General features: G+C 29.4%; 23 protein-coding genes. 2 read left to right on the forward strand and 21 right to left on the reverse strand.

The genetic code is table 11. The features are described 5' to 3' along the window. Window positions 1-79: 79 nt before the first annotated feature. The 13 genes from I4V51_RS09395 to I4V51_RS09455 all read right to left on the reverse strand — a co-directional run bounded on the left by I4V51_RS09395 (window position 80) and on the right by I4V51_RS09455 (window position 12,025). Window positions 80-2,059 (reverse strand): heparinase II/III family protein, encoded by a 1,980-nt coding sequence (locus I4V51_RS09395; protein ID WP_195988180.1) that lies wholly within the window; start codon window positions 2,057-2,059, stop codon window positions 80-82. A gap of 8 nt (window positions 2,060-2,067) precedes the next feature. Beyond that, on the reverse strand, window positions 2,068-2,337 hold the full coding sequence (locus I4V51_RS09400; protein WP_195988181.1) for a preprotein translocase subunit YajC: 270 nt from the start codon (window positions 2,335-2,337) through the stop codon (window positions 2,068-2,070). A 1-nt stretch (window position 2,338) separates the two neighbouring features. Then, the gene (locus I4V51_RS09405; RefSeq protein ID WP_195988182.1) at window positions 2,339-2,749 is read right to left on the reverse strand and encodes a PTS sugar transporter; all 411 of its coding nucleotides are present in this window, start codon (window positions 2,747-2,749) and stop codon (window positions 2,339-2,341) included. Between the two features lie 12 nt (window positions 2,750-2,761). After that, complete coding sequence (locus I4V51_RS09410; protein ID WP_195988183.1) at window positions 2,762-3,577, reverse strand: PTS system mannose/fructose/sorbose family transporter subunit IID; 816 nt, start codon at window positions 3,575-3,577, stop codon at window positions 2,762-2,764. After that, entirely contained in the window at window positions 3,567-4,376 is an 810-nt protein-coding gene (locus I4V51_RS09415) for a PTS sugar transporter subunit IIC (RefSeq protein ID WP_195988184.1), read from the reverse strand. The genes I4V51_RS09410 and I4V51_RS09415 overlap by 11 nt, the downstream gene beginning before the upstream one ends. Window positions 4,377-4,386: 10 nt before the next feature. Beyond that, window positions 4,387-4,887 (reverse strand): PTS sugar transporter subunit IIB, encoded by a 501-nt coding sequence (locus I4V51_RS09420; RefSeq protein ID WP_195988185.1) that lies wholly within the window; start codon window positions 4,885-4,887, stop codon window positions 4,387-4,389. A 44-nt stretch (window positions 4,888-4,931) separates the two neighbouring features. Continuing rightward, window positions 4,932-6,119, reverse strand: a complete 1,188-nt coding sequence (locus I4V51_RS09425; protein ID WP_195988186.1) for a glycoside hydrolase family 88 protein — start codon at window positions 6,117-6,119, stop codon at window positions 4,932-4,934. 27 nt (window positions 6,120-6,146) lie between these two features. Beyond that, the gene (locus tag I4V51_RS09430) at window positions 6,147-6,890 is read right to left on the reverse strand and encodes a GntR family transcriptional regulator (RefSeq protein ID WP_195988187.1); all 744 of its coding nucleotides are present in this window, start codon (window positions 6,888-6,890) and stop codon (window positions 6,147-6,149) included. Between the two features lie 671 nt (window positions 6,891-7,561). Then, on the reverse strand, window positions 7,562-7,963 hold the full coding sequence (locus I4V51_RS09435) for a DUF4440 domain-containing protein (protein ID WP_195988254.1): 402 nt from the start codon (window positions 7,961-7,963) through the stop codon (window positions 7,562-7,564). A 108-nt stretch (window positions 7,964-8,071) separates the two neighbouring features. Further along, window positions 8,072-9,628: an ABC-F family ATP-binding cassette domain-containing protein gene (locus tag I4V51_RS09440; RefSeq protein ID WP_195988188.1), complete on the reverse strand. Its 1,557-nt coding sequence runs from the start codon at window positions 9,626-9,628 to the stop codon at window positions 8,072-8,074. A 102-nt stretch (window positions 9,629-9,730) separates the two neighbouring features. Then, the gene (locus I4V51_RS09445; RefSeq protein WP_243281473.1) at window positions 9,731-10,288 is read right to left on the reverse strand and encodes a DUF3867 domain-containing protein; all 558 of its coding nucleotides are present in this window, start codon (window positions 10,286-10,288) and stop codon (window positions 9,731-9,733) included. 130 nt (window positions 10,289-10,418) lie between these two features. Next, a complete protein-coding gene (locus I4V51_RS09450) occupies window positions 10,419-11,471 on the reverse strand; it encodes a spermidine/putrescine ABC transporter substrate-binding protein (protein ID WP_195988190.1) in 1,053 nt (350 codons plus the stop codon). A gap of 176 nt (window positions 11,472-11,647) precedes the next feature. Continuing rightward, the gene (locus tag I4V51_RS09455; protein WP_195988191.1) at window positions 11,648-12,025 is read right to left on the reverse strand and encodes a RidA family protein; all 378 of its coding nucleotides are present in this window, start codon (window positions 12,023-12,025) and stop codon (window positions 11,648-11,650) included. 213 nt (window positions 12,026-12,238) lie between these two features. Between I4V51_RS09455 and I4V51_RS09460 the strand changes: the two genes are divergently transcribed. Then, window positions 12,239-13,264: a branched-chain amino acid aminotransferase gene (locus I4V51_RS09460; protein WP_195988192.1), complete on the forward strand. Its 1,026-nt coding sequence runs from the start codon at window positions 12,239-12,241 to the stop codon at window positions 13,262-13,264. A 132-nt stretch (window positions 13,265-13,396) separates the two neighbouring features. Next, a complete protein-coding gene (locus I4V51_RS09465; RefSeq protein ID WP_195988193.1) occupies window positions 13,397-14,335 on the forward strand; it encodes a multidrug resistance efflux transporter family protein in 939 nt (312 codons plus the stop codon). Between the two features lie 65 nt (window positions 14,336-14,400). Here I4V51_RS09465 and I4V51_RS09470 read toward each other — a convergent pair whose 3' ends face one another. The 8 genes from I4V51_RS09470 to hemC form a co-directional block, all read right to left on the reverse strand. Continuing rightward, a complete protein-coding gene (locus I4V51_RS09470; protein ID WP_195988194.1) occupies window positions 14,401-14,574 on the reverse strand; it encodes a (2Fe-2S)-binding protein in 174 nt (57 codons plus the stop codon). A gap of 37 nt (window positions 14,575-14,611) precedes the next feature. Then, entirely contained in the window at window positions 14,612-14,800 is a 189-nt protein-coding gene (locus tag I4V51_RS09475) for a ferredoxin (RefSeq protein ID WP_195988195.1), read from the reverse strand. Window positions 14,801-14,974: 174 nt separating this feature from the next. Further along, the gene (locus tag I4V51_RS09480) at window positions 14,975-15,760 is read right to left on the reverse strand and encodes a formate/nitrite transporter family protein (protein WP_195988196.1); all 786 of its coding nucleotides are present in this window, start codon (window positions 15,758-15,760) and stop codon (window positions 14,975-14,977) included. Between the two features lie 213 nt (window positions 15,761-15,973). After that, entirely contained in the window at window positions 15,974-16,753 is a 780-nt protein-coding gene (locus I4V51_RS09485; RefSeq protein WP_195988197.1) for a sirohydrochlorin cobaltochelatase, read from the reverse strand. Window positions 16,754-16,792: 39 nt separating this feature from the next. Beyond that, window positions 16,793-18,067: a glutamate-1-semialdehyde 2,1-aminomutase gene (hemL, locus tag I4V51_RS09490; protein WP_195988198.1), complete on the reverse strand. Its 1,275-nt coding sequence runs from the start codon at window positions 18,065-18,067 to the stop codon at window positions 16,793-16,795. 1 nt (window position 18,068) lies between these two features. Beyond that, a complete protein-coding gene (hemB, locus tag I4V51_RS09495; RefSeq protein WP_195988199.1) occupies window positions 18,069-19,040 on the reverse strand; it encodes a porphobilinogen synthase in 972 nt (323 codons plus the stop codon). Next, window positions 19,033-20,511, reverse strand: coding sequence for a uroporphyrinogen-III C-methyltransferase (gene cobA, locus I4V51_RS09500; RefSeq protein WP_195988200.1), 1,479 nt, complete (start codon window positions 20,509-20,511; stop codon window positions 19,033-19,035). Before cobA ends, hemB begins: the two co-directional genes overlap by 8 nt. Before the next feature lie 44 nt (window positions 20,512-20,555). Continuing rightward, on the reverse strand, window positions 20,556-21,428 hold the full coding sequence (gene hemC / locus I4V51_RS09505) for a hydroxymethylbilane synthase (protein ID WP_195988201.1): 873 nt from the start codon (window positions 21,426-21,428) through the stop codon (window positions 20,556-20,558). Between the last annotated feature and the right edge of the window lie 4 nt (window positions 21,429-21,432).

Here is a 21,432-nt window from a genome sequence, read left to right on the forward strand (position 1 = left end):
AAAAGAAAGTATATTTTTTAGAAATTCTAATTTCAAATCCAAATTTATATACTTTCTTTTACTACTAATTAAAGTATTTTTATAAAAGCTTAATTCGCTTATTATCATTATTAAAAACAGTTAACTTTCCAAATATGCCATGTCCATTTTCACTATAATAAATCTTATCACCTTTAAAAGTATCAAATGCACAATAAAACACTGAGAATTTTTCGCAACTCTTTAAACTTTTAACTTCAAATCCAATCATCTTATCTTTTTCGGCTTGTTCACATTTACCATTTTGATAAACATATAAAGGCTTAATAGTAACAGTATTCTTTTCATAAAACGCTTCTACCTTAACACCTCTATCTATAAAAGAAGAAGAAGATACTAGTTTATCGTTGTTGCATAACTGATTATACTTTATTGAAAAAACACTTTTTGAATTAATAAATTTATCTTCTATTAAAGAATCTACTACAAAGCTCATATTTTCAGACTCAATAACTGCTTTTTCACCTACTTGATTGCATTTTATCGTTGGATGAAGATTATATATTGAACGCCACTTATGTTCACCTGGATAATCAATTGCTGTAAACACTATTACAACATTCATTTTATTATCTATAAAAACAGCTCTTCTTATTGTATATAAATTCTTTTCTAAACTTTCAGCATTTTCTATAATATTAGCCTTACCAGACCATATACTTTCTAGTGCTATAAAATTACCTTTTTGATTATAAGTATTTCCTATTGGATCTTGAACTTCATCATATGAAGAATCTCCAGTAATTTTGAAATCTTCTTTATTATCAACATCAACAGTGTTATGCATCCATTGTTTCTTTAACGCTATCCTTAGTGGAGAGTTATGTTGATAAATAAATCTACCTGGATCTGCTATAATGTCTTGCCTATTTAAATTAATAGTTACACTTCCTAGGGAAGCATGTCCATGAGCACTTCCATGTCTACCATTAAATAATGTTATTAAGTGATTTTCATCCTTATATGCTAAAAATCCACTATCTAGTTGTTTGAAGCATCCATTAACTGGTTCACTTTTAAAATTACTATACTTATCTACATACATACTTCCAACAAACAATATTCCTTTTTCATTTTTTGAAGGTGTCTCAGCTGCTAGTCCAAGACATCTATATATACTATATATATATGAAAAATCAACATTATCACTGTCATGTAAAGATATAAGTTCTTCATTATAATTGACATAAAATTGTGATGCTTCAACTAAAGGCTTTAACTTTTCTCTAATATTTATTGGTAAGTTATAATTTGTATATTCAGCGTGCATCATAACATATGCAGTACTTAAAATAACTTCATGGTGGTACATAGGACTTTGCTCCCACTGTATACCATCTTGATAAAACTGAATATCAAGCTGATTTTCTAACAAGTCCCATGCCCATTTTTTATGCTGATCATCTACAAGTTCAGGAAAGAAAATAGATACTGAAAGTACACCTGTAATAAGTAAAACTCCCCAGTTACTTAATAATTGTTTTGGTCTATAAGCTTTATATAAATATTCAAGATGTATTTTTAGTGATTTTTCTAACACCTCTATTTCTTCTTCTGTTAAATGTAAATCACGTCCTAAATATACAAGACTTCTCATCCAATTTGATAATCTTATACCTGTATCAAGATTACGCCATGAATTTTGATTATAATCTGAAGGAACTCCATTATACTTAATGAAACTAAAAATATATTCTTTCCATTTCTCTATATATTTTTTATCTCCAGTAAGACGATAAGAAATTGCTAAATCAATCATAAATCCATTACGATTAAGCATAAATACCCATTCTGGATCTAGATTAGCACTTTTATTCCATTCCACTCCATCAAAAGTATAAGGAATAGAAGTAGACTCCATATCCATGGGATCATTATAAATTATTATGTTTCTACAAAGTAAATCACCTTGAAGTCTTGCTCTTTTTATTTCCTTTTTACAATTTTCTTTAATTAAGCTTTCCCAATTATTTGTCAGAAAGTTATCACTATATGAATTTAATAAATCAAAAGTTATCATAATTTACATCAACTTCTTCCTATAATACTTGCTGGAAGGACTTTTATTATAATCCTTTCACTTATTTCAATAGAGTAACTTTCTTCAGTTTTTTCCTTCAAAACCCCTAAAATACCTGAGCTTAATACTACTTTATCTCCACTTTTAAGATTGTTAAGAAATTTTAAATGTTTCTCATTATTATCTTTAACTCCCTTATACCTAATAAATGGAGCTATGATAACATAACATATACCTATTATAATTAATGCTAATAAAACTATATTTTTAGTATCCATTTTATAACATCCTATTAGATAATAATGTCATAGATTCCTTACTATCATTAATTGATGCTTCTATCATTGATTGAATCTCTTCATCTTCAACTTCACCAAGACAACACTTCATTGCTATATCAACAACTAAAGCAAGGTTAATTCCTGAAATAATATATTGGTTCATTTTTCCTGATTCTAAAATTAGGCGAGCTGCTATTTGGTGTGGAGCTCCACCTGTTAGGTCAGCAAGAACTATAACCTTTTCATTACTATTTAATAATTCTTTCAATTTATTTTCTAATCCTTCATGTGTTTCATTTTCATCTAAATCAAACCCACAAATATTTTCATTTTTTCCTACTAATAAAGACACTGATGATAAAACTCCACTTGGAAAATTACCATGTCCCACAACTACTAATTTATACATCTATAACTCCTCCTATACAAGAATACCAAAATATGAAAGCCCTATACCTAATACAAACAATAAAGCTAATAACTTATATGTTGACCAGTTATATTTCTTTACTAATGTGAATACTATTATAGTTATAACAGCAGGCAACATATTTGGAAGTATCTTATCTAAAATTGCTTGAATAGAAACTATTTGCTGTTCTCCTGATGCAAGATTAGTAACATGTTGAATGCCTATCTTTGCCTTTACAAAACTAACCGCTAATGCAGAAATTACTGTAACACCTACTATGTTTGCTGCATGGGAAATTTGACCAATTTTTTCACTTAAAGTATCTATTACGCTAGTTCCTAGCTTATAACCTAAGAAACCCATTCCTAATTTAATAGCTAACATTGATAATATCATACATATCCAGAAAGCCATTGGAGCAAAAGATAAACCATCCATTGCTAATCCTGCAAAAATAGTTGAGAATAATGGAGCTAAACCAAATTGCGCAATTGAATCTCCTATTCCTGCTAACGGTCCCATTAATGCCATTTTTATACTACGTGAATTTTCTATGTCTTCTCCATGATCATACATTGCAATATGCATACTAGTCTCAAATGGTAAAACATGAGGATTTGTATTATAAAATTCAATATTTGCAGTAGCAACTTCTTTTAACTTTTCTGGCTCATCTTTATAAATTTTTCTTAGAGCTGGTAATATTACATATAAATAACCTGTTCCTTGATATGAATTATAGTTAAATCCATTTTGTAAAAAATAACTTCTTAATGTTGTCTTTAAATAATCATTTTTTGTTAATTTAGCTTTTCTAGATTCCATTTGAAAAATCCTCCTCGCCCATAGCATTAATAGAATTAGCACTCATTACTACAGTTTGTGCCTGTTTAGAATGTAAGTTGTACATAATTAAAGCAAATACTGCTCCAACTAATGCTACAGCCATAGTTGGTAATCCTAAATATGATACACAAATATATCCTAATAAAACATATGGTAATAATTCCTTTTTAATCATAACTGACATTATCATTGCAAATCCAATTGCAGGAATAAGTCCTCCAGCTACTGAAAATCCGCTTATTAACCATTTTGGTAATAAGTTAACAAATCCTTGTAATGCTGGTAAACTAATAGCTGATGCAATACCTATAATAAATCCAACTACTAAAAATGCAATGAAAGTACTATTGGCAATAAAACTAAACTTTTCATATTTTCCTTCTTTTATTAACCTCTTAGCATTATCTGTTGTACCTGATAATGCAGTATAAATTGCAGTTGTAACTAATTGAAATAAAACAGCAAATGGTAATGATAATGATAAAGCAGATTCAGGAGTAACACCTTGATTTTTCATAGTAATAGCCATAATTGTTCCGACTATTCCAGGCCCTAATTGATTTGGTGGAACTGTACCACCTGCACCAACACCAAATCCCATAAATGCTAGTTCAGCTAAAGCACCAAAAGTTAATGCTGTAGGAATATCCCCTAATACAAGACCTATGAAAAATGACATAACAATTGAACGATTTGTATAAATACCTAATAATTGCCCCGCATAACAAAGTGCAGTAATTAAGCCTATTAAGATTACTTGAGTTATTGATATATTCATATTTATCCTCCTATTTTAAAGCCTTATTTAAAGCATCTATTGATTGAACCCCATCATTTGATACTGGTGAAGTTTTAGTATTAAATTTCACATTATATTTATCTCTTAATATACGTAAAGCTTCTTTATCTTCTTCCCCAAGATAGATAAATTGAGAAATTTTTTCTTTTCCATCAGCAGCATGAATATTACCTATATTTAACTCTTCTATAGGAAATCCACCTTCTGCTAATTTAAGTGCATCTTGACATGATTTTACAACTGTAAATATAGTTTGATGCGGAGCTGCTTTCCAAATTACTTCACTTGTTCTCTCTATTGTCCAAAAACGAACTCCAACCTCTTTAGATACAATAGACTTCATTAAAGTTTGTTGAATATTATCTGTTGAAACCTTATCATTTGCAACTATTACTAAATTAGCTCCTAAACTCTTAACCCATAATTGACCTTGTCCATGCATTAACCTTTCATCAATACGAACCATTTTAATATTCGGCTTATTATCCATAATTATCCTCCATTTATTAAGTAATATTTTTATACTTTATTTTTTTACCAATACATTTCCCAGTCTTTGTAAAATCTAATTAAAGCCTCCATATAATAATAGTCTCCCCAAATATTACCTTCATTTACTCCCTTACCAGAATGCCAAGAATATACTCCATGATTTATAAGAGCTGTAACTCCATCTGTTAATTCATCTGTGTAATTCTTGATTAAGCTTCCCAACATAGCATGTTGAACATATCTATAAATATTCTTCATTTCATTAGTTTCTGGTAAGAACTTATCCATTAAATTCAAACCACAAACTGCTATTGCTACTGAAGATGAATCCCTTGATTGTCCTGATCCATCACTAAAAATTAAATCCCAATAGCATACAAAATCTTCTGGTAATCTATTTATAAAATAATTTGCTACTGCTTCAAATATATATATATTTTCTTCATTCATATCATGGAAATAGTTTAATGCAATTCCATATATTATCCAAGCTTGACCTCTTGCCCAACTTGAATCATCTGAATACCCTTGTCTAGTTTTTCCTCCAACAGGTTTTCCTGTCTCTGGATCAAAATAGAAAGTATGATATGCGGAAGCATTATCTCTAACTGCATTTGCAATAGTTGTTTTAAAATGCTTTTTAGCAATTTCTTTATATTTTTCATCTCCAGTTACTTCTGTTGTCCAATATAATAACGGAATATTTAAAAGACAATCTACAATTAATCTATAGTTTTCTGGAGCTCCTAACTCTCCCCATGCTTGAATAAACTCTCCTTTTTCTTGATAACGTTTAATCAAAGCATCTGCAGCCATAATCGCTGCATCATAAGCCATTTTATTACCAGTTAGCTTATAAGCACTTACACACGAAGGAATATAAAGGAACCCTAAATCATGATGTGCAACTTCAATATTATTTAGTATTCTGTTATAAAATGATTCAACATTTTTCTCTGCTAATTCCTTGTATTTATTATCCTTTGTATATTCATATGCCAACCATAGAATTCCTGTCCAAAATCCATTGGTCCATTCAGTATTATCCATAATACCGTAAGCGTTATCCTTAGTAGCTGGAGTAGGAAAATTTTCTCCTAATATTTCAATATTTTTATCTATTTTTTTTATACATTCATTTAATGCTTTTTCAATTGTTTCTTTTGTTAAGAAACCATTATTTAAATAACGTTCACTACTAAGCAACTGTTCTTTTTTGATTCTACTCATATTTAACTCCTTAATGTTAATTTAAAATTAAACATTATCTTCAGTTTGAATCTCCACTGAGTAAAATTTATAGTGTATATAATTTCTTGCAAATTCAAATGGTGTTTGAGACGGATAGTAAGTAATTCTTTCTACCTTATATACAGGAATATTTTCGCTTACATTTAATTCTTTACATACCTCTTCACTTGAAATAGGAAACTCAACTTCTATTTTTTGCTTTATAGGTAAAGTCATTAAATTTATTCCTAGAGCCTTATTTACCTCATCAGAAAACCTATCATTTTCCTTTAAATTATTGTAGTAAAAATTTTTTAAATATTTCTTTGGAATATAACTATTTTGTACTTGCCATGGTGTATCATTAACATAGCTTATTCTACAAAATTGGACTAACGTTTCATTGCCCCTAAGCTGTAATTTTCCAGCAATCTCTTTATCTTCTATTTCCTTTACATATAATATTTTCTTTTTTTCTACTATGGCTGCTTTAGAATACTTACTCTTAACTTCTTCAATTATTGGACTACCTTCATCAAAGAAAGCACGTCTATGCTTAAAAGTCTTTCTTACATATGTACCTTCGCCTTGCTTTCTAATAAGATATCCACTTAAAACTAAATCTTGAAGCGCCCTGACAACAGTTGTACTGCTTACATTATATATTTTTTTCAATTCTCCCTCTGAATAAATTTTATCTCCTGGCTTAAACTTTTTATCTTCAATCATTTGGATAATGTCTTGTTTTATAATTTCATATTTAGCAATCATCTCTTTTACTCCTTTATAATATAACATGTTAACGTAGCAAATTTATTATAAGATATATTATAAAAGTCTTCAAGTTTGGCTAATTTAATATTGGTTTATGCTTCTAGTTGCTCTGATTTGATACTTACATTTAAATTATTAGAATTCTTTTAACTATTCCAATATTATTAAATAAGATATCACTAACTTCAACTTCTTGTATTTTTTTAATTAAAGCTTGTCCAACTTTATTCATCAACTACTTAGAATACATCTACTTAAAATAACTATTTATGAAAACTTATCTTTAAGTATATGCCCTTCAAGTATTTGACGATAATAATGTAAATACGTTAAACAAATTTCACCTAGAATAAATATTCTTCTTATACAAATTCCTCAGGCAAATCTTCAATTGAATAATATTTTATATTCTTTCTGCTATAAGCATATCTATCTTCCATTTCTTTCACTCCCTCCCCCAACTTAATAGGTTAATGTGTTAAGTTGTTAATATTATAATACTCGCTTATGAAATCGTAGTCAATATTTTTTTAGAAAATTTTTCTTGAAAAATTAAAAATATATTCATAGAATGTTAACTTTTGAATGCACTTAATCAAAAAAATACACCTTTTATTGTTTGTAAAAACAATAAAAGGTGTATTTAATATATTTTTAACAAATTTTCACTAAATTACATTTGGAATAATTATTTTTTTTGAAGTTAATGTACCTTGATGAAATATCATTTTCCAATTTCCATCAAAACACTTCCAAATTGAACTACGTAAAGAATATTTCTTGCTTTCATCTATTTCATCATGCTTTATTACTTTATAAGTTGCTAATATCCACTCATTAGACAGCTCTCTCACATGAAAATCTCTAATTTCCCAGTTTAATTCAGTATTATCATCTTTTTCTTGAAACACTTCTCCCTTTTCATAAAAAACTATTCTTCCCGAGCTTGTAAATTCAACAAATTCAGTAGCTATCAATTCAGCTATTTTTTGTGATGACTTTCTAACTTCTGATTTTAATAGCTCACATTCAAATTTATATATATTTTTAGATAAAAGATTATAATACATTTTATTCTCCACTACTCTTTTTCCCCATTTTTAATATTATATATAAACAATATTTTAACTTTAACAAAAGAGTTAGCTCATAAAACTAACTCTTTAAACTTGAAAATATTATACAACTTTTGTAGTCCATTCTTCACAGTTCCATATATCTGTTACAACATCCTTATAAAACTCAGGTTCGTGACATACAAGTAATATACTTCCCTTATATTCTTTTAAAGCTCTCTTAAGTTCATCCTTAGCTTCAACATCTAAATGGTTAGTAGGCTCATCTAGGATTAAGATATTTGTTTCTTCATTAATAAGCTTACATAATCTAACCTTAGCTTGTTCTCCCCCACTTAGTACACATACTTTACTTTCAATATGTTTAGTTGTTAAACCACATTTAGCAAGAGCTGATCTTATTTCGTATTGAGTTTTAGAAGGGAACTTTTCCCATACCTCTTCAATACAAGTATTATAATTAGCATCCTTTATTTCTTGTTCGAAGTAACCAATTTGTTGATATTCACCTAATGAAACTTCTCCACCTAATGAAGGAATTAATCCCATTAAGCTTTTAAGTAATGTAGTCTTACCAAGTCCATTTGCTCCAACTAAAGCAACTTTTTGCCCTCTTTCCATGTAAAGATTTAAAGGCTTAGTTAAAGGTTCATTATATCCAATTACTAAATCCTTAGTTTCAAAAATTACCTTTCCTGAAGTTCTTCCCTTTAAGAAGTTAAACTCTGGCTTTGGTTTTTCTGCTGCAAGTTCAATCATTTCCATTTTATCAAGCTTCTTTTGTCTAGCCTTAGCCATACCACTAGTTGCAACTCTTGCTTTGTTTCTAGCAACGAAATCCTTAAGTTGTGCAACTTCTGCTTGTTGTCTTTCATAAGCAGCTTCTAATTGAGCTTTATTAGCCTCATAAATTCTTTGGAATTCATAATAATCTCCAACATATCTAGTAAGCTTTCTATTTTCAACATGATAAATTAAGTTAATAACTGAATTTAAGAACGGAATATCATGCGAAATTAATATAAATGCATTTTCATATGATTGTAAGAATCTCTTTAACCATTCAATATGAGCTTCATCTAAATAGTTAGTAGGCTCGTCTAGTAAAAGTATATCTGGATTTTCTAATAAAAGCTTTCCTAATAATACCTTTGTTCTTTGTCCACCACTAAGCTCAGTTACATCTCTATCAAGACCTACATCTAAAAGCCCTAACCCCTTAGCAACTTCTTCAGCTTTAGCATCTATAACATAAAATCCATTATTATCTAACATATCTTGAATAATAGCAGTTCTTTCAAGTGCCTTATTCATTTCGTCTTCATCCATTTCGCCCATTCTTCCATAAAGCTCATTCATTTCAGCTTCCATATCAAATAAATATTGGAATGCAGTTCTTAAAACATCTCTTATAGTTAATCCTTTTTCAAGTTCAGCATGCTGATCCATATAACCAACTCTAACTCTATTACTCCAAATAACCTTACCTTCATCAGGCATTAACTTACTTGTTATTATATTCATAAATGTAGATTTACCTTCACCATTAGCTCCAATTAAACCTACATGTTCTCCTTTAAGTAATCTAAATGATACATCTTCAAATATTGCTCTATCACCAAATCCATGGCTTATATTTTTAACTGTTAAAACGCTCATTATTATCCTCCGCTAGTAAAAAAATAAGGAGTGACTAATACATCACACCTTATTTATTATACATTAATTTAAGTCAAAATAAATAGAAATTTCTTTCTATTTTTAGTAATCATATTCTTTTGTATTTTCACAAATTGAAATCTTAAGTAAATCATTCTCTACAGTCTTTTTATATGAACATAAAAACTCATTTAACTCATTATCAGTGAGATCAATTAACCCCTCACTTTTTAAAATAACATTATGGGCATCTAGTAAAATAGTAAGATTGTTTTTTTCATTTTCTATACTGTACTCTGTAGCACCTTTAACCTTCAATCTATTTTTATATTTTTCTTGAAATCCTAAAGTTCTACGTGTTTTTTCATAATCTGCTGGATTTGTTGAAATATTCTCTAACCCTAATGATTTTAATTGATCCTCAAAGCCTGAAGCATCTATCCCATATCTCTCCATAAGCTTTGTTTGCATCTTTAAGAATTTATCTGGAGAAAGATTATTCTTCTCCATATATTCACCTAACTCCTTAGAAAACTCTGACATATTAATTTTGCCTTCAGCCATCTTATAATATAAAGAATAAATATATGATTCAAATTGATCTACATCTTTATCGTTAACTCTATTCTTAAGCTCATTAAAATCAATTATTTTATCCATACTCTCTCCTCCTAAGCTCATTTCCTTTTATAAGTATTATATACCAAAACTTCTTGTTTTTCTACTAAAGTATTATTACAATTCTTCTACCATATAGTAATTTATATTTTTAATTTATATATATTTATTTTTAGCCTTTTACTTGCATCCAAATATCATCATATAATTTTAATTTATCTTGAGGTAAATATTTATATCCCTCGCATTTATCCATTACCTCTACAGGCATATAAGCACCTGGATTATTTCTAATATCAGCTGGTTGCTCTTCCATTGCCTCTTTATTTGGTGTTGTATAACCTATTTCTTCAGCTATTCTATATGCGCTATCTTTATTACATAAGAAATTTATGAAAGTTTCTGCTGCCTCTTTATTCTCTGTTCCTTTTGGTATTACTAATGAATCTATCCAGAAGTTTGCTCCTTCTTTTGGAACAATATATTCTAAATAATCATATTCATCAGCTAAGTTTAAGCCTTCACCAGACCATATCATAGCTATAGCTCTCTCCCCTGATATCATTAAATCCTTAACATTATCAGCACCATAAATAGTTCCTAATTCCTTTTGTTCTACTAAGGACTTCTTTGCCTGTTCTAATTGTTCAGAATCTGTACTATTTAAAGGATATCCTAACATCTTAAGAGCCATTCCAATAGCATCTCTTTGTGAATCAAGAACAAATATCTCGTCTCTATATTCTGGATTCCACATATCTTTCCAGCTATCTACATCTTCTTTTATTATATCTGTATTATATACAATTCCTATAGTTCCATTCATATATGGAAGTGAATAAACATTTCCTGGATCAAATGGTCTATTTAAATTATCTTCTGAAAGCTGAGTCCAATTAGGTATTTTATCCTTATCTAATTTTTCCAATCTATCTTCAGCTATAAGTCTTTCTACCATATAATCTCCAGGTACAGCAACATCATATTGAGTTTTTCCTGAAATAAGTTCTTGATACATAGCTTCATTATCATCAACAAATATTTCATTAACACCTATATTATATTTTTCCTCAAACTCATCTATAAGACCTTCAGCTATATTTTCTCCCCAATTTAAGAAGTTAATAGTAACATCATACTTTTTCTCATTACAAGCTACAAATGAATTTGCAACAAATAAAGTACTTAAAGCTACCGCTATAAATTTTAATTTATTTTTTTTCATAAAGTAGTCTCCTTTCATTAAATACTATAGTCTCTATTTTTATATCTATAGTAATCTAGTATACTATAATACTATTTTGTCCAATAATGCCATTCTACAAATATATAATTTACTATATTTTAAAAAAATAAAAAAGCCCTTTAGGCCTTTTTATTAATAATTATTATCTTTTAATATCATTTAGTTGCTATAGCCTCTATTTCTATAACTGCATCTTTAGGTAATTTTGCTACTTGAACACAACTTCTTGCTGGTGGATTTTCAGTAAAGTATGTTCCATAAACTTCATTAACAGCAGTAAAATCATTTAAGTCCTTTAAGAAAATACTTGTTTTTATTACATTTTCTAAAGATGTTCCTGCTGCTTCTAAAATTGCTTTAACATTTTCCATTGATTGTTTAGTTGCAAGCTTTATATCAGTTTCCATTTCTCCTGTTGCAGGATTTATTGGAATTTGACCTGATGTATAAACAAAATCTCCAACAATAACTCCTTGAGAATATGGTCCTATTGCACCTGGTGCATTATTAGTGTGAATAACTTCTCTCTTCATTATTTTCCCTCCTAAATCTACACTCAATATATTTAATGATATTTTTACCATTTAATAAATATTATACTATAGATTAATATTTTTTTATATCCGTTAATATTTTTTTATTATAAATTCATTATTTTTTTGTTTAAGATTTTTTCCATTAGTGGTAAAATAAATAATTAAGAAAACAACATATAGATATAGCTTATAAATAAAGGGGCGATTCAAATGAACAAAACAGTAAATATCGATTGGAATAACTTGGGGTTCGAGTACATCAAAACTGATTTCCGTTATATTTCAACTTGGAAAAATGGAACTTGGGATGAAGGACATTTAACAGAAGACAATATGCTTACAATAAGTGAAGCTTCTTGTGCCCTTCACTATGGACAACAATGCTTTGAAGGCTTAAAGGCTTATAGAACTAAAAATGGAGATATTCAGCTTTTCAGACCTAATAGAAATGCTGCAAGACTTAACAACAGTCTTGGTAAACTACTTATGCCTGAAATTCCTGAAGAAAAATTTATAGATGCATGTATGCAAGTTGTAAAAGCTAATGAACATTATGTTCCTCCTTATGGTACAGGTGGTACTTTATACTTAAGACCTTTTGTTATTGGTGTTGGAGATAATATTGGTGTTAAACCTGCTCCAGAATACATCTTCTGTATATTCTGTTTACCTGTTGGTGCATATTTTAAAGGTGGAATGACACCTTGCAACTTCATGATTGCTGACTATGATAGAGCTGCTCCTAATGGAACTGGTGGTCAAAAAGTTGGTGGTAATTATGCAGCTTCAATGCATCCACATAAAATAGCTGTAGATAGAGGTTTTGCTGACTGTATTTACTTAGATCCAGCAACAAGAACTAACATTGAAGAGGTAGGTGCTGCAAACTTCTTTGGAATTACAAAGAATAATGAATTCGTTACACCAGCATCACCATCAGTATTACCAAGTATAACAAAATACTCATTAATGGAAATAGCAGAAAAATATTTAAATATGCCTGTATATGAAAGAGAAGTTCCTATAGATTCTCTTGATGATTTCAAAGAAGCTGGAGCTTGTGGTACAGCTGCTGTAATTACTCCTATTGGTGGAATTGAATACCAAAACAAACTTCATGTCTTCTATAGCGAAACAGAAGTTGGCCCAATCACTAAAGAACTTTATAGAATTCTTTGTGGAATTCAATTTGGAGATGTTGAAGCTCCAGAAGATTGGATTTATAAAGTTAAATAGTAATTTTTAAGGACATATTTTCTAAGTATGTCCTTTTTATTATATATTAATTTATTTTTTTGATTAAGTTTAATTAATAATTATATAATAGGTAATACTAATCTATTCATAACTTTAAGGAGGAAATTCAATATGAAAAAGGCTTTTCCACTTGGTCTATTAGCAGCATTCTTCTTTTCATTTACTTTTATACTTAACAGTAAAATGAATATTGCTGGTGGTAGTTGGATTTGGAGCGCATCTCTAAGATATTTTTTTATGCTTCCAATTTTATTTATAATTGTATTATTAAGAAATGAAATTAAACCTGTTGTAAAATCAATAAAAGATAATACTTTATCATGGTTTATTTGGAGTACTATTGGATTTGGATTATTTTATGCTCCACTTAGCTTTGCTTCAATATATGGAGCTTCTTGGATGGTTGCTAGCACTTGGCAAATAACTATTATTGCTGGAGCACTTTTATCACCACTATTTTTCACAACTATAAAAAAAAGTGATTCAATAGTCTATAAAAGAAATACTATTCCTAAAAAAGCATTATCATTTTCTTTAATAATTTTATTAGGAGTTTTTTTAATTCAATCTGAAAATTCTAGTAATATCTCAATATCACACTTACTTTTAGGTCTTATTCCAGTAATGATAGCTGCTTTTGCTTATCCATTAGGTAATCGTAAAATGATGGAAATTTGTGATAACAACCTAAATACCTTTCAGCGTGTTTTTGGAATGACATTATGTAGCATGCCATTTTGGCTTATATTATCTTTATTTGGTGTTTCAACTGTTGGATTACCATCTCAAGAACAAGTTTTTCAAGCCTTTTTAGTTGCTTTATTTTCTGGTGTTATAGCCACTATATTATTCTTTAAAGCTACAGACTTAGTAAAAAATAATCATCATCAACTTGCAGTTATAGAAGCTACTCAATCTGGAGAAGTTATTTTTACTTTACTTGGTGAAATATTTATACTTAAAAGTAACTTTCCATCAGCAATTGGATACATTGGTATACTTTTAGTTATAGTTGGTATGATATTAAATAGTTTATTTTCAAATGAATAATTATTTTATTACTATAAAATAATGGTAACATCAAATATATTGATGTTACCATTATTTATTAAATATTACTTATTTTTTTCGATTATCATTTCGATGTTACATTTACATCTTCCACCACGACATCCACCAGCACCTGCACCAGTTTCTTCCTTAACTTCTTCAAAACAAGTAGCTCCATTTTTTACAGCTTCAACTATTTTTTCTTCTGAAACTCCTCTACATAGACATACGTTTGACATATTTTCATCTCCTTTATATTGTATTGAATAATTTAAATTATTCTTCTATTGAAATAGCTTGTACAGGACATCCATCACAAGCTTCTCTTGTAGCATCTTCTAATTCTGCTGATATTTCACCTTCTATAGCTTCTGCAACTCCTGTATCTAATGAGAACACATCAGAACATACCCCTTCACATAATCCACAGCTTATACATACATTTTGGTCTACAAATGCTTTCATTTTTTTATCCTCCGTTTATAATAATATTTTTTATCTGCTTTTATTATCTTCTAATAATTATTATTTGTCAATATCATTTCTTAGTGTTTTACTCAACTTTAATTTTTTTTATTTAAAGTGTTTATCAACATAGAAAAAAGGAACTACAATTAAATTAGTTCCTTTCTTTCTATATTAAGAATTTTTCTTTTCTTTTGTTATAAAGTAATATGGTAAACCAACAAATAATACTCCACCTACAAAGTTTCCTAATGAAACCCAAAGTAAGTTATGAGCCATTCCCATAATAGTAACATCTGCACCATGTGGTAGCATTAATCCCATTGCAAGGAATCCCATATTAGCTACACTATGTTCAAATCCAGCAGTTATAAATGTAAATAAGCACCACCAAATCATTAATATCTTAGCAGTTTCCTCTTTTAGTTTATAACACATCCAAGTTGCAAGACAAACTAAAACATTACATAATAACCCTCTTAAAAATAATTCCATTCCTGGAGTATTCATTTTTGTAGCAACATTGTTTACTATAAATTCTCCAATGTATGAACTTTTACCGCTTGCAACACCAGCTTGTACATATAGGAATGCCCCTACAACACCACCTATTAAGTTACCAACCCAAACTGCAACCCAAATTTTAACCGCATCTAACCAAGATACTTTCTTTTCTAAAGCTCCTATAGTCATTATCATTGCATTACTAGTAAATAAATCTCCACCACACATGAAAACTAAACTTAATGCAACACCAAAACATGCTCCCATTAATATTTTATAGATTTCAACTCCTGCATGGTGCATTGTTCCACCAATTGCATAAATTAACATAATTCCTAAGCTTACAAAGAAGCTTCCAAGGAAAGCAGATGTTAAATATTTTGCTATACTTTTATTAAATAAGCCAATTTTAACTTCTGCAGAGTGAGCTAAATTGTCAATTTCTCTCTTGTACATTTCGACACCTCTACCTAATTTATTAATCTTTGTATTTTTTTTATCACAATTATATATAATACAACTTTTCTTAACATTTTTCAAACAAAAAATCCCATTATTTAAAATTCCATCAAATTAATAATAATAAAGGTTTACTTTTTAAATAAATAAAAGGATTCTAAAAAGAATCCTCAAATTTATCAAACATTTGATATAGTTATTAATAATTTTTTATTTTTTTATAGCTTCTATAATATTTTTTATATAAAGCTTTCTTATTTTTTTATATTGTAAAAGAGAATTTTCATTTATAGTAATATTAATATTTTTTTCCTTTAACATCTCCATCCATGATCCATCTCCACTGGATATATCTGATATGACATGTTTTCCAGGAATTATAAATAATGGTTTTATTAATAAACTACTCACTTCATCATGTACTATACTTTCAATTACAGAGTCTATTGTTTTTTCTCCTTCTAATGTAGCCATATAAACCCTTTTATTACTAATCTTCTTAACTGCACTCTCAATTACATTATATAGTTTATTAGAGCTTTTTTTTGATCCATGACCAACTAATAAGATATCATCATTGTTACTATTTTCACAAATTATATCTGCAATTTCATACCCTTCTTGATTTAATTTGTCATCATCAGTAAATAAAGTTTTGCTAATTACTAGCTTTTCCATTGAATATTTATACTCATTTACTATTTCTTCAATTTGTTTCTTTTCTCTTCCACTCATTATATGTAGTGGTTGTATAATTACTTCTTCATATCCGTGATTAACTAAATTAAACAATGCCTTACTCAAATGAGGTATAACATAATCATGCCTTTCCTTTAAAAGGTCTATAATCCTATTAGATGTAAAAGCTTTAATTATTGTATACTCTTCTCCAAAACACTTATCTAAGTCCTTTTCTAAAAGCCCTATACTTTTTTTAATCCCCTCTAAATTTGCGCTTCCAAAAGCCACTAAAACTATTGCTTTACTCATAAAATATATACCCCCATACTTTAGTTAAGATTTAAAATTCTAAACTTCTAACTGCTTAAACACTTCTAAGAACCTATCAATATGCTCTTCTGTATGAACTGCACTTAAAAACATTGACTCAAATTGTGATTGTGGTATATTAAATCCACTCTTTAACATATGTAAGAAATATTTTTTAAACATCTCTAAATCGCAACTCTTTGCATCATCATAGCTTCTTACTGGATTTCTGTCAGTAAAGAATACTGTCATCATTCCACCAACTCTATTAACTGTTAGTTTTATTCCCTTTTCCCTTGCTATATCTTCAATTCCCTTTTGAAGCTTTTCACCAATTTTCTCTATATGCTCATATATGTCTTGATTTTCTTTAAGTATATTAAGTGTTGATATTCCTGCTGCCATTACCACTGGATTGCCTGACATAGTTCCTGCTTGATATACTCCACCAAGTGGCGATAACTTTTCCATTATCTCGTGTCTTCCTCCATATACCCCACATGGAAGACCTCCACCTATTATTTTAGCGTAAGTAATTAAATCTGGTTTTACATTAAATAAACTTTGAGCGCCTTTATATGCTACTCTAAATCCACTCATAACCTCATCAAATATTAATAATGAACCATATTCATCACATAATACTCTTAAAGTTTCCATAAACTCATTTTCAGCCTTAACTACTCCCATATTTCCTGCAATTGGTTCAATAATAACTGCAGCAATATCATCACCATATGCCTCAAATAAAGATCTTACTTGCTCCATATCATTATATACACCAACTAAAGTATTTTTTATACTATCATTAGGTATTCCTAAACATCCCGCGATACCTTCAGTTAATACTCCTGAACCCGCTTCAACTAAGAAACCATCAAAATGTCCATGATAACATCCTGCAAATTTTATTATTTTATTCTTTCCTGTATATCCTCTAGCAAGCTTTATTGCACTCATTGTAGCTTCTGTACCTGAGTTAACAAATCTCACCATTTCTACATTATCCATTTCTTCACATAAGAATCTACTCATTTGCAACTCTAATTCTGTTGGTGCCCCAAAAGCTATAGCACTTTCAGAAATTTCTTTAATAGCCGTTACAACTTGTTCATTACAATGCCCTAATAACATTGGTCCCCAAGCTAAAACAAAATCTATATATTCATTTCCATCTTCATCTTTTATTATTACACCTTTTCCAGACTTCATAACTGGAGGATCTATCCCCATATCTCTATAAGCTCTTACAGGTGAATTAACCCCACCTGGCATATATTTTTTTGATTCATCAAAAATTTGTTGGTTAGACATATTATTTTTCCTCCTTAAGCCACTTTGCAGCTTCTAATGCATAATAAGTTATTATCATCTTAGCACCAGCTCTTTTCATTGATAAAAGCATTTCAAGGGCTACTAATTTTTCATTTATTAATCCTGCTTCTCCTGCATTTTTTACCATTGCATATTCACCACTAACATTATATACACAAATAGGTACATTTATTTTATCTCTAGCTTCTTTTACTATATCAAGATAAGACATTGCAGGTTTAACCATTATTACATCTGCACCCTCATTTAAATCTGCTTCTATTTCAGCCATTGCCTCTCTAGAATTTGCAGGGTCCATTTGATAGCCTTTTCTATCTCCAAAGCTTGGAGCTGATCCTGCAGCTTCTCTAAATGGTCCATAAAATGCTGATGAATATTTAGCTGCGTAACTCATTATAGGTAAGTTTTCATACCCATTTTTATCTAAAACATCTCTTATATATCCTATTCTTCCATCCATCATATCAGAAGGAGCAATCATATCTGCACCTGCTTTAGCATGTGATAATGCTATTTCTCCTAAATATACTAATGTTTTATCATTATTTACATTATGGTCATTTAATATTCCACAATGTCCATGATCAGTATATTCACACATACAGACATCAGTAATTATATATAAATCTCTGCTTAATTCTCTTAGCTTTCTTATAGCCTTTTGAACTATTCCATTTTCATTATAAGCTTCACTTCCAACACAATCCTTATGCTCTGGAATTCCAAATAATATTACAGACTTTACTTTAGCTTCATTTAATTCATCAACTAATTCATTTAACCTATCAATAGACCAATGATAATTTCCTTTTAATGAACTTATTTCTTTTTTTATATCATTACCCTCAACTACAAAAACTGGATAAATAAAATCATCTACACTTAATGAATTTTCTCTTACTAAACTTCTTATTACAGAATTTGCTCTTAGCCTTCTACCTCTTCTAAACATTTTCTGCCTCCTTAAATTCTATTATTTCCTTAAGGAATCCCTCTTCAGAATGCTTTTTACACATAAAACACTCCATTTCCTTTTCTCTTATTGCCTTTGCTGTTTGAGGACCAATTGCAATAAGCTTCTTTTCTCTTACTGCCTCTAACCCTAACATATCAACCATATTAGTCACGGTACTTGGACTTGTAAATAATACGTAATCAACTTCATCAAATACTCTTTTATTTCTTAATGTTCCACAAATAGTATCATAAATATGAACTCTATCTACTTCTAACCCTAATTTACTTATTTCATCAGCTAAATAACTTCTACTACCCGAAGAACAAGGGATTAAAACTTTTTCTCCTTTAACCAAGTGAGGTGATAAAGCCTTAAATAATCCTTCTCCAACAAATTCTCTTGCCATTACAAATGGTACTATTCCTCTTTTAATTAATGCTTTTTTAGTAGCCTTTCCTATTACAGAAAACTTAGCCTTTAAATTTCTAATATCATAATTTTCTTCTATTAAATAATCAAAGAAATGATTAACACCATTTACTGATGTTAAAATAATATGATCATACTCTGAAAGCTTTTCTAAATATGACTTTAAATTTTCCTTTGTTGGTTTAATCTTTATTGAATTTATCTCTGTTACTTCTGCCCCTAAATCTTTTAAAGCACTTTTTAAACTTGAGCTTTGCTCTCTAGATCTAGTTATACATATATTAGTTCCAAATAAAGGTTTATTTTCATACCAAGATAATTTTTCATTTAGTTCTACAACTTCACCAACAACGATTATACATGGTGATTTAAGTCCAGCTTCTCTTGCTTTTTCTGTAATATTATCTAAAGTACCAATCACTTTTCTTTGTTTAGATGAAGTACCTCTCATTACTACAGCTGCTGCCGTATCCTTTTCCTTCCCGTTAGAAATCAAATTTTCTACTATTCTCTCTATATTTTCAAGTCCCATCATGAAAACAAGAGTTCCATTTTCCTTTGCTAAAGCCTCCCAATTTATTTTTTCACTCGCACTAGTCATTCCTGTTACAATATGAAAACTTTGTGCTATAGCCCTTTGAGTTATTGGAATTCCTGCATAATTCAAAACAGAAATTGGTGAAGTTACACCTGGTATTACTTCAAAATCTAAGCTTTCTTTAACAAGTGATAATACTTCTTCTCCACCTCTTCCAAACACATAAGGATCTCCACCCTTTACTCTCCCAACTATATGTCCTTCTTTAACAAGTTTAACAAGCATATCATTTATCTCTTCTTGTGTTTTGTAGTGAGCTCCAGGCTCTTTTCCACAATAATACACTAAACACTCTTCATTTAAATAATTTAAAATATTATTTGAAACCAATCTATCATAAAGTACAGCTGTACATTTTTCTAACACTTTAACAGCTTTAACTGTTAATAACTCTTCATCTCCAGGTCCAGTTCCTATTATATATGCTTTTCCATTCATAATTAACGCCTACTTTCCTCAGACTATTTTGTATAATTTTACTATTATGCCCTCAATATCTTTTGAGCTAACTTTTTACCTAACTCAACGTATTCTTCTTTATTTCCTAAAATATCTTTTTTAACTATTATACCATTAACTTCATATGTTCCTATTATATATATATCATTTCCTTGAAGCCTTGCATATGCACCAATTAAACTATGACATCCACCATTTAATTCTCTCATAAAGCTTCTCTCTGCCCCTACCGTAATTCTTACGTCTATATTATCTAATTTTCTAAAATAATCATTATAATCACCATTTTTTAAGCACTCTATTCCCAAAGCTCCTTGAGATACAGCTGGTACAAAAATTTCTGGATTCAGATAATCACTAATTATTTCATCCATCCCTAGTCTCTTTAACCCAGCAGCCGCTAATATAATTCCATCCATACCTTCACTTTTCATCTTATCAAGCCTTGTACCAACATTTCCTCTAATAGGAACAATATTTATATCTTCTCTTAATGCCTTTAATTGAGCTGATCTTCTTATGCTACTAGTTCCTATTATTGCACCCTTTCTTAACTCCTTTAATGTTTCACCATTTTGACAGACTAAAACATCTCTTACATCTTCTCTCTCTGGCATTGCTGTTAATTCAAAATCTACTCCCATTTCATATGGAACGTCTTTCATAGAATGTACTGCCGCATGCGCTCTTCCATCTAATAATGCTATTTCAATCTCCTTTGTAAATAAGCCTTTACCACCTATCTTATCTAACGTTACATCTAATCTCTTATCGCCTTCAGTTACTACAAGAAGTTTCTTAGTATCTATATTAACTTTATCCCTTAATAGCTTCATAACTGTTTCAGTTTGAGTTTGAGCTAACAAACTTTTTCTAGTTGCTAAAATTAATTCCATAAAT

The organism is Clostridium sp. D53t1_180928_C8 (genome assembly GCF_015667795.1).
Lineage (GTDB): Bacteria > Bacillota > Clostridia > Clostridiales > Clostridiaceae > Clostridium.

Excerpts from the sequence above, each read along its gene's own strand:
- I4V51_RS09425 (WP_195988186.1), bottom strand. The coding sequence starts at position 6,119 with ATGAGTAGAATCAAAAAAGAACAGTTGCTTAGTAGTGAACGTTATTTA.
- I4V51_RS09440 (WP_195988188.1), bottom strand. The coding sequence starts at position 9,628 with ATGAGCGTTTTAACAGTTAAAAATATAAGCCATGGATTTGGTGATAGA.
- I4V51_RS09405 (WP_195988182.1), bottom strand. The coding sequence starts at position 2,749 with ATGTATAAATTAGTAGTTGTGGGACATGGTAATTTTCCAAGTGGAGTT.
- I4V51_RS09420 (WP_195988185.1), bottom strand. The coding sequence starts at position 4,887 with ATGGATAATAAGCCGAATATTAAAATGGTTCGTATTGATGAAAGGTTA.
- I4V51_RS09415 (WP_195988184.1), bottom strand. The coding sequence starts at position 4,376 with ATGAATATATCAATAACTCAAGTAATCTTAATAGGCTTAATTACTGCA.
- hemC (WP_195988201.1), bottom strand. The coding sequence starts at position 21,428 with ATGGAATTAATTTTAGCAACTAGAAAAAGTTTGTTAGCTCAAACTCAA.
- hemB (WP_195988199.1), bottom strand. The coding sequence starts at position 19,040 with ATGTTTAGAAGAGGTAGAAGGCTAAGAGCAAATTCTGTAATAAGAAGT.
- I4V51_RS09475 (WP_195988195.1), bottom strand. The coding sequence starts at position 14,800 with ATGAAAGCATTTGTAGACCAAAATGTATGTATAAGCTGTGGATTATGT.
- I4V51_RS09470 (WP_195988194.1), bottom strand. The coding sequence starts at position 14,574 with ATGTCAAACGTATGTCTATGTAGAGGAGTTTCAGAAGAAAAAATAGTT.
- I4V51_RS09485 (WP_195988197.1), bottom strand. The coding sequence starts at position 16,753 with ATGAGTAAAGCAATAGTTTTAGTGGCTTTTGGAAGCGCAAATTTAGAG.
- I4V51_RS09460 (WP_195988192.1), top strand. The coding sequence starts at position 12,239 with ATGAACAAAACAGTAAATATCGATTGGAATAACTTGGGGTTCGAGTAC.
- I4V51_RS09395 (WP_195988180.1), bottom strand. The coding sequence starts at position 2,059 with ATGATAACTTTTGATTTATTAAATTCATATAGTGATAACTTTCTGACA.
- I4V51_RS09450 (WP_195988190.1), bottom strand. The coding sequence starts at position 11,471 with ATGAAAAAAAATAAATTAAAATTTATAGCGGTAGCTTTAAGTACTTTA.
- I4V51_RS09455 (WP_195988191.1), bottom strand. The coding sequence starts at position 12,025 with ATGAAGAGAGAAGTTATTCACACTAATAATGCACCAGGTGCAATAGGA.
- I4V51_RS09410 (WP_195988183.1), bottom strand. The coding sequence starts at position 3,577 with ATGGAATCTAGAAAAGCTAAATTAACAAAAAATGATTATTTAAAGACA.
- I4V51_RS09400 (WP_195988181.1), bottom strand. The coding sequence starts at position 2,337 with ATGGATACTAAAAATATAGTTTTATTAGCATTAATTATAATAGGTATA.
- I4V51_RS09430 (WP_195988187.1), bottom strand. The coding sequence starts at position 6,890 with ATGATTGCTAAATATGAAATTATAAAACAAGACATTATCCAAATGATT.
- I4V51_RS09445 (WP_243281473.1), bottom strand. The coding sequence starts at position 10,288 with ATGGATAAAATAATTGATTTTAATGAGCTTAAGAATAGAGTTAACGAT.
- hemL (WP_195988198.1), bottom strand. The coding sequence starts at position 18,067 with ATGTCTAACCAACAAATTTTTGATGAATCAAAAAAATATATGCCAGGT.
- I4V51_RS09435 (WP_195988254.1), bottom strand. The coding sequence starts at position 7,963 with ATGTATTATAATCTTTTATCTAAAAATATATATAAATTTGAATGTGAG.
- I4V51_RS09465 (WP_195988193.1), top strand. The coding sequence starts at position 13,397 with ATGAAAAAGGCTTTTCCACTTGGTCTATTAGCAGCATTCTTCTTTTCA.
- cobA (WP_195988200.1), bottom strand. The coding sequence starts at position 20,511 with ATGAATGGAAAAGCATATATAATAGGAACTGGACCTGGAGATGAAGAG.
- I4V51_RS09480 (WP_195988196.1), bottom strand. The coding sequence starts at position 15,760 with ATGTACAAGAGAGAAATTGACAATTTAGCTCACTCTGCAGAAGTTAAA.